This is a genomic window from Streptomyces sp. NPDC025806 (genome assembly GCF_055558275.1).
Genome location: NZ_JBVHMU010000004.1, coordinates 100,813 through 115,520 on the forward strand (window position 1 = coordinate 100,813; position 14,708 = coordinate 115,520).

The window sequence follows — 14,708 nt, forward strand, 5'->3', positions numbered from 1 at the left end:
GCACCGCGTGTCGTGCATAGCGTCGGACTGTGGGCACAATTGGCTTTGGCGTCGGAGTGAGTGCAACGGATGGGGAGGCAGGAACGACGGTGGCGGAACGGAGCACGGCTGCCGTCGACGTGGCCGACAACGGCGGCGACGAGCCGCTGACCGCCGAGACGGACAAGGCGGAACAGGCGACGGCCGACGGGGTGGCCAAGACCGAAGAGCAGGACGCACCGGCGCAGGAGGAGGTCGTGGACACCGCGGAGACGGGTACGCACCTGAGCCCCGCCACGTCCTCGCCTCCCGAGTTGCACAGCGGCCACAAGCTCGCCAGGCGCTACCGGCTCGAAGAATGTGTCACCCGTCTGGACGGTTTCAGCAGTTGGCGTGCGGTCGACGAGAAGCTGCGGCGCGCCGTCGGCGTGCACCTGCTGCCCGCCGACCATCCGCGGGCCCGCTCGGTGCTCGCGGCGGCTCGTTCGTCGGCCCTCCTCGGTGACCCTCGCTTCGTCCAGGTCCTGGACGCGGTCGAGGAGAACGAGCTCGTCTACGTCGTCCACGAGTGGCTGCCCGACGCCACGGAGTTGACCGCGCTGCTGGCCGCGAGCTCTCTGGAGGCGCACGACGCCTACCAGATGGTCAGTCAGGTCTCGTTCGCCATGGCGGCGGCGCACCGCGAGGGCCTCGCCCATCTGCGCCTGACGCCGAGCGCCGTGCTGCGCACCTCCACCGGCCAGTGGCGCATCCGCGGCCTCGCTGTGAACGCGGCCCTGCGCGGCATCTCCTCCGACACCCCGCAGCGCACCGACACCGAGGCGATCGGCGCGCTCCTGTACGCCTCCCTGACGCAGCGCTGGCCCTACGAGAACGACGCGTACGGCCTGTCGGGGCTGCCCAAGGGCGTCGGTCTCATCGCGCCCGACCAGGTGCGGGCCGGTGTCCATCGCGGCCTCGCCGAGCTCGCCATGCGCGCGCTCGCCAACGACGGGGCGACGGCGTCCCGTCAGGAGCCTCCGTGCACCACGCCGGAGGACCTGGTGAAGGCGATCGGCGAGATGCCGAAGATCCGCCCGCCGGAGCCCGCGTTCACGGCGCCGCCCGAGTACCAGCGGACCACCTACCAGCAGGGCAACTACGGCCGCACGAGTGTCGCCACCCAGCCCGTGCCGGCGCCTCCGCCCCCGTTGCAGAGCCGCACCGGCAAGGCCCTCAAGTGGGCCGTCTCGGCGCTCCTCATCGCCGCCCTGGGCCTGGGCAGCTGGCAGTTGGCGGACGCGCTCATGGATCGCGGCAAGAGCGATGGCACGGACACGACGCACACCACGGACGGCGGCGAGAAGGGCGAGAAGAAGCCCGCCGCGCCGCTCGCGATCTCGGGTGCCCAGGAGTACGTGGCCGAGGGCAGCGCCCAGGCCGCGGGCGAGGTCGGCAAGACCTACGACGGGGACCGCTCGACGTTCTGGCGCACGAAGTCCTTCCTCGACGGCCCGCCGATGGTCATAAAGCCGGGCGTCGGCATCGTCTACGACCTCGGCTCCGCCAAGGACGTCTCGGCGGCGACGATCGGGCTGCGCTACAGCGGTGACCACACGACCGTGTCCCTGTACGCTTCCGATTCCCTCAGCCCGGGAGCGGTCAGCGGCCTGAAGCGGATCGGCTCCCGGACACAGACGGCGAAGGACTCCGCGGAGATCAAGGCCGACAAGCCGGTGAAGACCCGCTACGTGCTCGTCTGGCTGACCGCGCTGCCGCACGCCGGCCAGGACGGCTACAGCGGCGCCGGGTACAAGCAGGGCATCACGGAAGTGAAGTTCACCGGCTGACGGAGCAGAACACCAGGGGGAGGGGGTTCGGCAGTGGACGACGCCTACGGCGAAGCGAGCGATCAGGACCTCCTCGCGCGTCATGTCGCGGGGGACAAGGACGCGTTCGGCGAGATCGTGCGGCGGCACCGGGACCGGCTGTGGGCCGTCGCGCTGCGCACCCTGGGCGACCGGGAAGAGGCGGCGGACGCGGTCCAGGACGCCCTGGTGTCCGCCTATCGTGCCGCCCACACCTTCCGCGGGCAGTCGGCGGTGACGACGTGGCTGCACCGGATCACCGTGAACGCCTGTCTGGACCGGGCCCGTAAGACGGCCTCCCGCCGGACGGCCCCCATGGAGGACACCGAGCGCCTGGAGCAGCTCCTGGAGCCGCACGAGTCGGCGGAGGCTCCGGCGGAGCGTGCTGATCTGCACCGCGAGCTCCTGGCAGCCCTGCGCTCGCTCCCGGCCGATCAGCGGGCGGCTCTCGTCCTCGTGGACATGCAGGGGTACCCGGTCGCGGAGGCCGCGCAGGTCCTCGACGTCCCCATCGGCACGGTCAAGAGCCGCTGCGCACGTGGCCGCGCCAAACTGCTGCCCCTGCTCACTCACCTCCGCGCCGAGCGGAGCGGGAAGGCCGACGGAGAGAACCCGTCGGCCGGACGGAACCGGACGCAGGGGACATCCGTCCCACCTGCAGCGGGGCCGCCGGGCGAGGCAGGACCCAATGATTCGGCTGCGGTGAAGGGCGGAGGTGGACGAGCGTGACTTCCACGACCGGCACGGCGGAGCACCCTGAGGTCACGGAGATCTCCGATCTCACCGAGGGCCTGCTGCCGCCGTCCCGCACGACGGAGATCCGACGCCACCTCGACGGCTGCCCGCTCTGCGCGGACGTCTACGCGTCCCTGCAGGAGATCCGCGGCATGCTCGGGACCCTGCCCGGCCCGCCCCGGATGCCCGAGGACATCGCGGGCCGCATCGACGCGGCGCTCGCGGCAGAGGCCTTCCTCGACACGCTCGCACCCGACGACGAGCAGCACGCGGGGCGCGACGGGCTCGAAGATCCCGTCCGTGAAACCGTCGGTGTTTCACGTGAAACAACGCCCGACACGGCACGGTCCGCCGACCGCCCCACCGGACATGCCCGCAGCACCAGCACCGGCCCGGGCCGCAAGACCCGCCGCGTCCGCCGGCGCACCACAGCCGCCATCGGCACGGTGCTCACGGTCGCCGCGATCGGTATGGGGACGCTGCTGCTGCAGAGCGGTGGTGGAGGCGGTACACCCACCGCCCACAAGTCGCCGGCCGCCACCCAGGCACCGGAGCCCGGAACCCTGGCAGCGGGCACGCTCGGCAACAAGGTCACCGAGCTCCTCGACCGCAAGACCAAGGACCGCTCTCTGAGCACCCAGGACAGCGGGCCCAAGACCCCGCGGTCGGACTCTCCTGTGCCGAAGCTCGCGTCGGACGACGTGCCGCCTTGCGTCCAGCGGGGGACCCACCGCACCGAGGCCCCCTTGGCGTCCGAGCAGGGCACGTACCAGGGGAAGAAGGCGTACCTCGTCGTGCTGCCCCACAAGAGCGACCCGGAGCACCGGGTCACGGCCTTCGTGGTGGACGCCTCCTGCGCCCAGAAGTCCTCGGCGACACCGGGCGAGCTGCTCTACACCCACTCCTACGACCGCGGCTGACCCGGTCCGAACGCACTCCCGACGTGCGCTCGGACACGTTGGGAATGCACGCCCCGTAGGATCCGTTGGGTGGGGTGAGAGTCCGGCGAAGAGGCTCCCCCCGGCAGTACGCAGCAGTCCCGCAGAGACGAGGAATCCAGCCGTGAGCGACGTCCGTAACGTGATCATCATCGGCTCCGGGCCCGCCGGCTACACGGCGGCGCTCTACACCGCGCGCGCGTCGCTGAAGCCGCTGGTGTTCGAAGGCGCCGTCACCGCCGGTGGCGCGCTGATGAACACGACCGAGGTGGAGAACTTCCCGGGCTTCCAGGAAGGCATCATGGGCCCCGAGCTCATGGACAACATGCGCGGCCAGGCCGAGCGCTTCGGCGCCGAGCTCGTCCCGGACGACGTCGTGGCCGTCGACCTCACCGGTGAGATCAAGACCGTGACGGACACCGCGGGCACCGTGCACCGTGCGAAGGCCGTCATCGTCACCACCGGCTCCCAGCACCGCAAGCTCGGTCTGCCCAACGAGGACGCCCTCTCCGGGCGTGGCGTCTCCTGGTGCGCGACCTGTGACGGCTTCTTCTTCAAGGACCAGGACATCGCCGTGATCGGTGGTGGCGACACCGCGATGGAGGAAGCGACCTTCCTCTCGCGCTTCGCCAAGTCCGTGACGATCGTGCACCGCCGCGACACCCTGCGCGCCTCCAAGGCCATGCAGGAGCGTGCCTTCGCCGACCCGAAGATCAAGTTCGTGTGGGACAGCGAGGTCGCCGCGATCAAGGGCGACCCGAAGCTCGAGGGCCTGACGCTGCGCAACCTGAAGACGGGCGAGACGTCCGAGCTGCCCGTCACCGGCCTGTTCATCGCGATCGGCCACGACCCGCGCACCGAGCTCTTCAAGGGCCAGCTCGAGCTCGACGACGAGGGCTACCTGAAGGTCGAGGCCCCCTCGACGCGCACCAACCTGACGGGTGTCTTCGGCGCCGGTGACGTCGTGGACCACACCTACCGCCAGGCGATCACGGCCGCCGGCACGGGCTGCTCCGCCGCCCTCGACGCCGAGCGCTTCCTCGCCGCGCTCGCCGACGGCGAGGCCGCCGAGCCCGAGCAGACCCAGACCGCGAACGTCTGACCCCAGAACTCCCCTCCCGCATTCCCCCCGAGAAAAAGAGGAGCCAGCTGTGGCCGGCAACCTGAAGAACGTGACGGACGACTCCTTCGACGAGGACGTCCTCAAGAGCGGCAAGCCCGTCCTGGTGGACTTCTGGGCCGCGTGGTGCGGTCCGTGCCGCCAGATCGCGCCGTCGCTCGAGGCCATCGCGGCTGAGTACGGCGACAAGATCGAGATCGTCAAGCTCAACATCGACGAGAACCCCGGCACGGCCGCCAAGTACGGCGTCATGTCGATCCCGACCCTGAACGTCTACCAGGGCGGCGAGGTCGCCAAGACCATCGTCGGTGCCAAGCCGAAGGCCGCCATCGTGCGTGACCTCGAGGAGTTCATCGCCGACTAAGGCGATGCGCCGCCGTCCCGCGGTCGGCAGCCGATGTTTCACGTGAAACACGAAGGGACCAGCCCTCTGGGTTGGTCCCTTCGGCATTCACAGGGGGCGCAGCGCCGGCTCCTTCTGCACTGCCCCGAGCAGTCGGTCCAGTGCCATCTCGACGTCTTCCTTCCAGGAGAGCGTCGTACGCAGCTCCAGCCGCAGCCGCGGGTACGAAGGATGGGGCCTCACCGTCTTGAAGCCGACCGCGAGCAGATGGTCCGCGGGGAGGAGACAGGCCGGTTCCTTCCAGCGCGCGTCACCGAACGCCTCGATGGCCTTGAAGCCGCGGCGCAGCAGATCCTTGGCGACGGTCTGCACCATGACCCTCCCCAGTCCCTGGCCCTGGTGACTCGGCGCGATCCAGCCGGTCATCAACTGGACGGCGTCCGGCGACACGGGGCTCGTCGGGAAAGCCGTGGAGCGCGGCACATAGGCGGGCGGGGCGTAGAGCACATAGCCGACCGGGTTGTCGTCGACGTAGACCACGCGGCCACAGGAGCCCCACTCGAGGAGGACCGCGGAGATCCAGGCTTCCTTCTCCAGCCCCGGGGTACCGGCCTTTACCGCTGCCTCGCCGCTGACGGGGTCCAGTTCCCAGAAGACGCACGAGCGACAGCGCTTGGGAAGGTCCGGAAGGTTGTCCAACGTGAGCGGTAAGAGGCGACGCCCCATGAAGACAGTTCCTCGCTTCCCTCTCCCGCCGCGACCCGGGCGGCGGTCAGAGCGCTCCGTTCCCTGAGCAGACCGCCGACGAAACCGCCGACAGCGCCCAGGCCGAGACCTGCGGTCACCAGTCCGCTGCGACTCACCGATCGCATGACCACTGCTTCCTCTCAGAGGTGCTACCGGATGGCTCCGTCCTTCCCCCGTCGCATCGTAACCACGATGAGATTCCACCGATACCGTAAGAAAGCAAAGAGCGGGCCGTGTTCCGGTACACACCGGACACGGCCCGCCCTGTCGAGCGAGGGGTGACTCAGTCCTCGTCGTCGGCCTCCGCCGTCTCCGGCAGACCGTTCTGCAGCACCGGGCCCTCGCCCGGAGCCAGCGTGCCGAGGATGCGGCCGAGATCCTCCATCGAGGCGAACTCGACGACGATCTTGCCCTTCTTCTGGCCCAGGTCGACCTTCACGCGCGTCTCGAAGCGATCCGACAGGCGCGTCGCCAGCTGGGTGAGCGCCGGGGAAACCCGCGCCCCGGCCCGGGGCCCCTTGGCCCGCGTCATGCTCTTGGAGTGCGAGCCCATCAGGGTCACGATCTCCTCGACGGCCCGCACCGAGAGCCCCTCGGCGACGATGCGCAGCGCGAGGCGGTCCTGCTCCTCGGAGTCCTCCACGGCCAGCAGGGCGCGGGCATGACCGGCGGACAGCACGCCCGCGGCCACGCGCTTCTGCACGGCCGGCGACAGCTTCAGCAGACGCAGCGTGTTGGAGACCTGCGGCCGCGAACGGCCGATGCGGTCGGCCAGCTGGTCGTGCGTGCAGTTGAAGTCGGTGAGCAACTGCTCGTACGCCTTCGCCTCTTCGAGCGGGTTCAGCTGGGCCCGGTGGAGGTTCTCCAGGAGCGCGTCGAGCAGAAGCTTCTCGTCGTCGGTGGCCCGGACGATCGCCGGAATCCGCTCCAGTCCCGCCTCATGGCTGGCCCGCCAGCGCCGCTCACCCATGATGAGCTCGAAGCGCTCGGGGCCGACCTGCCGCACGACGACCGGCTGCAGAAGCCCGACTTCCTTGATGGACGTCACGAGCTCCGCGAGAGCCTCGTCGTCGAACACCTCGCGCGGCTGCCGCGGGTTCGGGGTGATCGCGTCGAGAGGCAGCTCGGCGAAGTACGCCACCTCGGACGTCTCGGCGCCGGCGGCCGGAGCGCTCGACGCGGTGGGCTCCTCTGTTTCACGTGAAACAGTGGTCTGCTCCAGCGAAACGGCTGCCTGCGGGAGCGAGGCCAGCTTCGCCGCCGCCACACCGCGCTCCGACGTCAGCGTCGGCAGCGTGCTGGGGGACGTCGAGACGCCGCCCGCCGGGCCTGCGGACACCGAGTCCTCAGAAGTGGGAGCCGCCGGAATCAGGGCTTTGAGGCCTCGGCCCAGTCCCCTCCGCTGTCCGCTCATTGAATACCCTCCGGCGTGCTCTGCTGGTCAAGTTGCGTGCCCGAGTGGGCCTGCTGGGCGTCGTAGTGGATCCCCACCCCGCGCAGCGCCATCTCTCGCGCCGCTTCGAGGTACGAGAGTGCACCGCTCGACCCTGGATCGTAGGTCAGCACGGTCTGCCCGTAGCTGGGAGCCTCCGAGATGCGGACCGAGCGCGGGATGCTCGTGCGCAGGACCTCTTCACCGAAGTGGGTGCGGACCTCTTCGGCGACCTGAGAGGCCAGCCGGGTGCGCCCGTCGTACATCGTGAGAAGGATCGTGGAGACGTGCAGGTTCGGGTTGAGGTGGCCGCGCACGAGGTCCACATTGCGCAGCAGCTGCCCCAGGCCCTCCAGCGCGTAGTACTCACACTGGATCGGGATCAGCACCTCGGCCCCCGCGACCAGAGCGTTGACCGTCAGCAGACCCAGCGAGGGCGGGCAGTCGATCAGGACGTAGTCGAGCGGCTGCTCGTACGCCTGGATGGCCCGCTGCAGCCGGCTCTCGCGTGCCACCAAGGAGACCAGCTCGATCTCGGCACCGGCGAGGTCGATCGTCGCCGGGGCACAGAAGAGACCCTCGACGTCGGGGACGGGCTGGACCACTTCCGCGAGCGGCCTGCTGTCGACCAGGACGTCGTAGATGGAGGGAACTTCGGCGTGATGGTCGATGCCGAGTGCCGTGGAGGCGTTGCCCTGAGGGTCCAGGTCGATCACCAGGACGCGGGCGCCGTGCAGCGCGAGCGAAGCGGCGAGGTTGACGGTCGTCGTGGTCTTGCCGACGCCGCCCTTCTGATTGGCCACCACCATGACGCGGGTCTGCTCAGGACGTGGCAGGCCCTCGCCCGCGCGACCGAGAGCTTCCACTGCCAGTTGGGCAGCGCGACCGATGGGTGTGTCGTCCATCGGGGTCGGTGTTTCACGTGAAACATCCTCCCCCGCCGACTCGGTACGGGGACCGGGGACCGGATCGGTCATCGGTCCCGCGATGTTGGCGTCGGACCGCAAGGATTCACTCTCCTCGACTTCAGGCTCGCAATGAACAGAGCCTCCCATGCCTTCGGGGTCGAGAACCAGCGAGGCCCTGTCTTCTGTGGATGAAACCCCTTCTGTGGACAACTCCATGCCCTTGGCGAGGGATCCCAGAGGTTTTCGGTCGCGGGGGGCGGCCGCAGCGCGACCGCGACTGATGATGCCCTGCAGCAGTGAGCGACGTTTCACGTGAAACACGATGCACCGCAGGCCGATGCCACCCGGCGCGACACCCCGAAATGCGTACGGGGGACAGCTTTTGTGGAGTACCGCTGTTCGTCAGAGTGGATCAGCGGCACTCGTCCACGGGCCGACCGGTACAGGCGGCCGGCAACTCAACGCCTACGACGGGCACGTCCAGTACGGGCGGCCTTGGCTCGCTTGGCGGCGAAGCGCACACCCCCGGGGCTCTCGCCGACCTCGACGCGGACCACGGTGGACAGCGGGTCGACGACTCCCTCACCCACCTGGAGGACCGAGGTCGCCACCGCGCCCAGCTTGCTCAGGGCGGCGCCGGCGCTCTTGATCTCCTCCTCGGCGGTGTCACCCTTGAGCGCCAGCATTTCTCCGTACGGACGCAGCAGGGGTACGCCCCAGGCCGCGAGACGGTCCAGCGGTGCGACGGCTCGTGCGGTGACGACGTGCACGGGCGTCAGCTTGCCGAGGACCTCCTCGGCCCGACCGCGCACCACCGTGACGTGGTCGAGCCCGAGCAGCTCGACGACTTCGGTGAGGAAGGTCGTCCGCCGCAGTAGCGGCTCCAGCAGTGTGATCTTGAGGTCGGGGCGGACCAGGGCCAACGGGATGCCCGGCAGGCCGGCGCCCGAGCCGACGTCGCACACCGTGACGCCTTCGGGGACGACCTCAGAGAGCACGGCACAGTTCAGGATGTGCCGCTCCCACAGCCTCGGCACCTCGCGCGGGCCGATGAGGCCGCGCTGCACTCCCGCGTCGGCGAGGAGTTCCGCGTACCGGACCGCGTCCTGGTAGCGGTCGCCGAATACCGCCCGGGCCTGCTCCGGGGCCGGGGGGAGTTCTGCTGCCTCCGTCACGGGGACCGTCCTTCCGTACCGCACTACCGCAATGGGTGGCTGACTAACAGGCTGACAAAGATCGGCCCCGCCTGCGAACAGACGGGGCCGGGAAGCGTCGTACCGCTCAGGCGGGGAGCACGACGACGAAGCGCTGCGGCTCCTCGCCCTCGGACTCGCTGCGCAGACCGGCGGCCTTGACCGCGTCGTGCACGACCTTGCGCTCGAACGGAGTCATCGGCTTCATCTTGACGGGCTCGCCGCTGTTCTTCACCTCGGCCGCCGCCTTGGCACCCTGCTCGGTGAGCTCGGCGCGCTTCTGGGCGCGGTAGCCGCCGATGTCCAGCATCAGGCGGCTGCGGTCTCCGGTCTCCCGGTGCACCGCGAGGCGGGTCAGCTCCTGGAGGGCTTCCAGGACCTCACCGTCGCGGCCGACCAGCTTCTGCAGGTCGCGGCCGCTGCCGTCACTGACGATGGAGACCGCGGCACGGTCCGCCTCGACGTCCATGTCGATGTCGCCGTCGAGGTCGGCGATGTCCAGCAGACCCTCGAGGTAGTCCGCGGCGATCTCGCCCTCCTGCTCGAGGCGGGTCAGGGTGTCGCCACCCTCGGGAGAGGTGGTGCCTTCCGTCACTGGAGGGGCTCCTTCTTGGGTCAAGGCTTACTTCTTGGACGAGGACTTGGAGCGCGGCGGCTGGCCCTTGCGCTGGTTGGACTTGGCGCGGCTGCGGCCGTTGGAGGTCCCGCCGGCCTGCTTGCCGTCACCGGCCTGCTTGGCCTTCGGAGCGGCGTCCTCGGGCGTGTCCTTCTTCTCCAGCGACGTCTTGGCAGAGGCCGCGTCTTCGGCGCCCTGCGTGGGGCCGGACTGGCGCTGCGACTTCGACTGACGCTTGGGCTGCTGCCGCTTCTGCGGGCCGGCGGCCTTGGGGGCGCCGTCCTCGTCCAGAACCGCGGTCGCGGCCGTGCTCTTCACCACGGTGCCGTCCGCCTGGGCGGCCAGCTGGGCCTTGGTCAGGCCGTTGATGAACTTGCGCTCGTACTCGTTGCGGTCGCGGCCCTTGGCGACGATGGCCTTGACGATCGTCTTCTCGCGCTTGGTCCGCGTGGCGCTGTGCGTGATGACGTGCTTCTGCAGGCCCTCGAGCATCTTGGCCTGGGCCTTGCTGCCCGGGGTGGGGTTCCGGTTGATCACGTACATCTGCTGACCCATGGTCCAGACGTTGGTGGTCAGCCAGTAGACGAGCACACCCACGGGGAAGTTGATGCCCATGAACAGGAAGATCAGGGGGAAGACGTACATCAGCATCTTCTGCTGCTGCATGAACGGCGTCTTCACCGTCAGGTCGACGTTCTTGGTCATCAGCTGGCGCTGCGTGTAGAACTGCGACGCCGACATCAGAACGATCATGACGGCGGTGACGACCCGCACGTCCGTCAGCGAGGAGCCGCCCATCTTGGCGACGGCCTCGGCGCTGTCCGTGAACTTCGCGGCGAGCGGGGCACCGAAGATGTGGGCCTTCTGCGCGCTGTCGAGCAGCGACTGCGTGATGACGCCGACCTTCTTGCCGTCGGCGATGCCCGAGAGCGTGTGGTACAGCGCGAAGAAGAACGGCGACTGCACGAGGATGGGAAGGCACGAGGAGAGCGGGTTGGTACCCGTCTCCTTGTACAGCTTCATCATCTCTTCGGACTGACGCTGCTTGTCGTTCTTGTAGCGCTCCTGGATCGCCTTCATCTGCGGCTGGAGCAGCTGCATGTTCCGCGTGGCCTTGATCTGCTTCACGAAGAGCGGGATCAGGCAGATGCGGATCAGCACCACCAGGAAGACGATCGACAGGCCCCAGGCCCAGCCGGAGTCAGGCCCGAAGATGGCCCCGAAGACCTTGTGGAACTGGACGATGACCCAGGACACCGGGTAGGTGAGAAACGCGAAGACGCCGGAAATCGCGTTGACGATATCGGAAATCATGTCCCTGATCAGGCTCCTTGGGCATGGGGCGGGGTCGCTGTGGACGGGGTGTCCTGGGCAGGCTGTCTGTCGCCGTCAACGACGGGGGCCGCTTTCTTGTCCCCGCGCAAGGCGTTGCGGAGCATCTCGTGCCAGCGCGGACGCTTGCGCGGCGGAACGTGGTCGACGCCGCCGGGCGACCACGGATTGCACCGAAGGATGCGCCAGGCGGTGAGGGCTGTTCCCTTGATCGCACCGTGCCGGTCGATGGCCGTGAAGCCGTAGTGGGAACACGACGGGTAGTACTTGCACACCGGACCGAGGAGCGGACTGATCGTCCACTGATAGATCTTGATCAAGGCGAGCAGTGGGTACTTCATCGCGCGCCCCCTCCCAGGAGCCGCTGGAGTGCGGCGTCCAGGTCTCGGGCCAGCTGTGCGTGGGTGGCGTCGCCCGCACCGGGCAACGCGCGTACGACTACCAGGCTACCTGGGGGCAACGAAGCCACTCGGTCGCGCATGAGGTGCCGAAGTCTGCGCTTCACCGCGTTCCGTACGACGGCGCCACCTACTGCCTTGCTCACGACGAAACCCGCACGCGGCGGGGAAACGCTCTCCCCAGGCGCGTGCGGGTCCGTTGAACCGCTGCGTAGATGGACGACGAGAAGCGGGCGTCCAGCCCGACGTCCTCGGCGTACCGCGGTCGCGAAGTCTTCGCGCCGCCTCAGCCGATACTCGGTAGGCAGCACGTCATGACCTGATTACGAGATCAGGCGGACAGGCTGGCGCGACCCTTGCCACGACGGTTGGCGAGAATCGCACGACCGGCGCGGGTCCGCATGCGAAGGCGGAAACCGTGGGTCTTGGCGCGACGACGGTTGTTCGGCTGGAAGGTGCGCTTGCTCACTCGGGGGCTCCAGAAGAAATCGGGTGGTGGCGGGACATCGCCTGGCTGTCACCGTGCGCCCACGAGAAGCTCGCAATACGCCCGAGTGCACCGCTACACGTACCGCAACAATGCCCGGTTCGTGACCTTGCCCATCGGAGGCAGGCGGCAGCAGCCATCGACAACTCGACCTGGTTACGGTACGCGCGGCTACGCCATCCGGTCAAACCGACAGCGCGTGAGGGACACTGTCCACAGGCTGGGGACAACAACTTGAACCGCGACGGTCGCGCTGACTACCGTGGCCGGACCCCGATTCGTTCCCTTCCCCCCACCCCACCCGATTTTCTTCCCGATCCGTCCCGAGAACCACACGTTCGTGGGACCAGCGAGAGAGCGTGCCCTGTGGCTGACGTACCTGCCGATCTTGCCGCAGTGTGGCCACGAGTTCTGGAGCAACTCCTCGGGGAAGGCCGCGGGCAGGGCGTCGAGACGAAGGACGAACACTGGATCCGGCGCTGCCAGCCCTTGGCACTCGTCGCCGACACGGCCCTGCTGGCCGTCCCCAATGAATTCGCCAAGGGCGTACTCGAGGGCCGGCTCGCCCCGGTCGTCAGCGAGACCCTGAGCCGCGAGTGCGGCCGACCCATCCGGATCGCGATCACCGTCGACGACTCCGTGGGCGAGGCCCCCGCACCGGCCGCCCCGCAGCCCCAGCAGCACCGCTACGAGGACACCGAGCCGCAGCCCTCCCCGGGCGGCCAGGCCCACGACCCGTACGAGCAGCGCGACGGCCGTGAGACCTACGAGGGCGGGTACGAGCGGCGCGGCATGGACGAGCACGGGCAGGGCGGCCGCGGCGAGCAGCCGGCCCCCCAGGCGCCCCGCGAGGACCCGCTGCCCACCGCGCGTCCCGCCTACCCCGACTACCAGCGCCCCCAGCCGGGCGCCTGGCCGCGCCCCCAGCAGGACGAGTACAGCTGGCAGCAGCCGCGGCTCGGCTTCCCCGAGCGCGACCCGTACGCGACGCCTCCGCAGCAGCCGCAGCACGACTACCGGCAGCAGGAGCGCCCGCCCTACGAGCAGCAGGGGTACGAGCCGGAGCGCGGTGGCGGCCGGTACGGCCAGCAGCCCGAGCCCTCCTCGTACGAGGAACGCCCCTCCTATGAAGAGCGGCCCTCCTACGAGGACCGCGGACCCTACGAAGAGCGCGCTTCTTATGAGGAGCGCTCTTCTTACGACGGGTCGCACTCCTCCCGGCCCTCGCACGAGCGGCCGCAGCGGCGGGAGCCGGGCGAGACCTCGTCGAGGGGCGGCGGCCGGCACGCGCAGGACACCGGGCGCCACGCCCAGGACGGTGGCCCGAGCGGACCCGGCGGCGGCCGAGGTGTGCCCAGTGGCGCCCCGAGCCCGCTGGCCGCGCAGCCCGCGCCGGCCGCGGGCCCCGGGGAGCCGACCGCGCGCCTGAACCCCAAGTACCTCTTCGACACGTTCGTGATCGGCGCCTCGAACCGTTTCGCCCACGCTGCCGCGGTCGCCGTGGCCGAGGCGCCGGCCAAGGCCTACAACCCCCTCTTCATCTATGGGGAGTCCGGCCTCGGCAAGACCCACCTTCTGCATGCCATCGGGCACTACGCCCGTAGTCTCTATCCCGGCACGCGCGTGCGGTACGTGAGCTCCGAGGAGTTCACCAACGAGTTCATCAACTCGATCCGTGACGGCAAGGGCGACTCCTTCCGCAAGCGGTACCGCGAGATGGACATCCTCCTGGTCGACGACATCCAGTTCCTCGCGGACAAGGAGTCGACGCAGGAGGAGTTCTTCCACACCTTCAACACGCTCCACAACGCGAACAAGCAGATCGTGCTCTCCAGCGACCGGCCGCCCAAGCAGCTGGTGACCCTGGAGGACCGGCTGCGCAACCGGTTCGAGTGGGGCCTCATCACGGACGTCCAGCCGCCCGAGCTGGAGACGCGTATCGCGATCCTCCGCAAGAAGGCGGTGCAGGAGCAGCTCAACGCGCCTCCGGAGGTGCTGGAGTTCATCGCGTCCCGGATCTCGCGCAACATCCGTGAGCTGGAAGGGGCGTTGATCCGGGTCACGGCGTTCGCCTCGCTGAACCGGCAGCCGGTGGATCTCGGGCTGACCGAGATCGTCCTCAAGGACCTGATCCCCGGCGGCGAGGACTCGGCCCCGGAGATCACGGCCTCGGCGATCATGGCGGCGACGGCGGACTACTTCGGCCTCACCGTCGAGGACCTGTGCGGGTCCTCTCGCAGTCGCGTCCTGGTGACGGCCCGGCAGATCGCGATGTACCTGTGCCGTGAGCTCACCGACCTCTCGCTGCCGAAGATCGGCGCGCAGTTCGGCGGTCGCGACCACACGACCGTGATGCACGCGGACCGCAAGATCCGCGCGCTGATGGCCGAGCGGCGTTCCATCTACAACCAGGTCACCGAGCTCACGAACCGCATCAAGAACGGCTGACGGCTCTCCCCGCTCACGGCCCGCCGGCCTTCTCCCAGGTCCTCTCCCAGGTCCTCTCCCAGGCCTCCAGCACCCTCCAGGGCGCTCCGGAACGACTCCGGGGCGCCCTTTTCATGCCCTCCTCCAGGCATCCGGCGGCGCTCACCAGCCCTCCGACAGCGCTCACCGGCGCCCTCCGGCGGCGC

Annotated in this window: 15 protein-coding genes; 6 read left to right on the forward strand and 9 right to left on the reverse strand. The window is 69.2% G+C overall.

Annotated features, from left to right (window positions below; translation table 11 throughout):
* Positions 1 to 89: 89 nt before the first annotated feature.
* From ACZ4E1_RS10455 to trxA, 5 genes are all read left to right on the forward strand, one after another.
* Positions 90 to 1,808 carry a protein kinase family protein gene (locus tag ACZ4E1_RS10455; RefSeq protein ID WP_467537782.1) on the forward strand — a complete coding sequence of 573 codons (1,719 nt, stop codon included), beginning with the start codon at positions 90 to 92 and terminating at the stop codon, positions 1,806 to 1,808.
* A 33-nt stretch (positions 1,809 to 1,841) separates the two neighbouring features.
* Positions 1,842 to 2,555, forward strand: coding sequence for an RNA polymerase sigma factor SigM (sigM, locus tag ACZ4E1_RS10460; RefSeq protein WP_467537784.1), 714 nt, complete (start codon positions 1,842 to 1,844; stop codon positions 2,553 to 2,555).
* The gene (locus tag ACZ4E1_RS10465) at positions 2,552 to 3,481 is read left to right on the forward strand and encodes an anti-sigma factor family protein (protein ID WP_467537786.1); all 930 of its coding nucleotides are present in this window, start codon (positions 2,552 to 2,554) and stop codon (positions 3,479 to 3,481) included. Before sigM ends, ACZ4E1_RS10465 begins: the two co-directional genes overlap by 4 nt.
* A gap of 142 nt (positions 3,482 to 3,623) precedes the next feature.
* A complete protein-coding gene (trxB, locus tag ACZ4E1_RS10470; RefSeq protein ID WP_188337959.1) occupies positions 3,624 to 4,601 on the forward strand; it encodes a thioredoxin-disulfide reductase in 978 nt (325 codons plus the stop codon).
* 49 nt (positions 4,602 to 4,650) lie between these two features.
* Positions 4,651 to 4,983, forward strand: coding sequence for a thioredoxin (gene trxA, locus ACZ4E1_RS10475; protein WP_467537788.1), 333 nt, complete (start codon positions 4,651 to 4,653; stop codon positions 4,981 to 4,983).
* Between the two features lie 87 nt (positions 4,984 to 5,070).
* On the opposite strand, the gene ACZ4E1_RS10480 is transcribed toward trxA, so the two are convergent.
* The 9 genes from ACZ4E1_RS10480 to rpmH form a co-directional block, all read right to left on the reverse strand.
* Entirely contained in the window at positions 5,071 to 5,688 is a 618-nt protein-coding gene (locus tag ACZ4E1_RS10480) for a GNAT family N-acetyltransferase (RefSeq protein WP_188337961.1), read from the reverse strand.
* Between the two features lie 304 nt (positions 5,689 to 5,992).
* Positions 5,993 to 7,123 (reverse strand): ParB/RepB/Spo0J family partition protein, encoded by a 1,131-nt coding sequence (locus tag ACZ4E1_RS10485; protein ID WP_467537790.1) that lies wholly within the window; start codon positions 7,121 to 7,123, stop codon positions 5,993 to 5,995.
* Complete coding sequence (locus ACZ4E1_RS10490) at positions 7,120 to 8,196, reverse strand: ParA family protein (protein ID WP_188341449.1); 1,077 nt, start codon at positions 8,194 to 8,196, stop codon at positions 7,120 to 7,122. Before ACZ4E1_RS10490 ends, ACZ4E1_RS10485 begins: the two co-directional genes overlap by 4 nt.
* A gap of 311 nt (positions 8,197 to 8,507) precedes the next feature.
* Positions 8,508 to 9,224, reverse strand: coding sequence for a 16S rRNA (guanine(527)-N(7))-methyltransferase RsmG (gene rsmG / locus ACZ4E1_RS10495; RefSeq protein WP_467537792.1), 717 nt, complete (start codon positions 9,222 to 9,224; stop codon positions 8,508 to 8,510).
* 106 nt (positions 9,225 to 9,330) lie between these two features.
* Positions 9,331 to 9,837: a Jag family protein gene (locus ACZ4E1_RS10500; protein WP_467537793.1), complete on the reverse strand. Its 507-nt coding sequence runs from the start codon at positions 9,835 to 9,837 to the stop codon at positions 9,331 to 9,333.
* A gap of 27 nt (positions 9,838 to 9,864) precedes the next feature.
* Complete coding sequence (gene yidC / locus ACZ4E1_RS10505; protein ID WP_467537794.1) at positions 9,865 to 11,172, reverse strand: membrane protein insertase YidC; 1,308 nt, start codon at positions 11,170 to 11,172, stop codon at positions 9,865 to 9,867.
* Between the two features lie 8 nt (positions 11,173 to 11,180).
* On the reverse strand, positions 11,181 to 11,531 hold the full coding sequence (gene yidD / locus ACZ4E1_RS10510; RefSeq protein WP_188337966.1) for a membrane protein insertion efficiency factor YidD: 351 nt from the start codon (positions 11,529 to 11,531) through the stop codon (positions 11,181 to 11,183).
* Complete coding sequence (rnpA, locus tag ACZ4E1_RS10515) at positions 11,528 to 11,899, reverse strand: ribonuclease P protein component (RefSeq protein ID WP_188337967.1); 372 nt, start codon at positions 11,897 to 11,899, stop codon at positions 11,528 to 11,530. Before rnpA ends, yidD begins: the two co-directional genes overlap by 4 nt.
* A gap of 20 nt (positions 11,900 to 11,919) precedes the next feature.
* Complete coding sequence (gene rpmH, locus ACZ4E1_RS10520; protein ID WP_006381191.1) at positions 11,920 to 12,057, reverse strand: 50S ribosomal protein L34; 138 nt, start codon at positions 12,055 to 12,057, stop codon at positions 11,920 to 11,922.
* 384 nt (positions 12,058 to 12,441) lie between these two features.
* On the opposite strand from rpmH, the gene dnaA reads away from it, so the two are divergent.
* A complete protein-coding gene (gene dnaA, locus ACZ4E1_RS10525) occupies positions 12,442 to 14,523 on the forward strand; it encodes a chromosomal replication initiator protein DnaA (RefSeq protein WP_467537795.1) in 2,082 nt (693 codons plus the stop codon).
* Positions 14,524 to 14,708 lie beyond the last annotated feature (185 nt).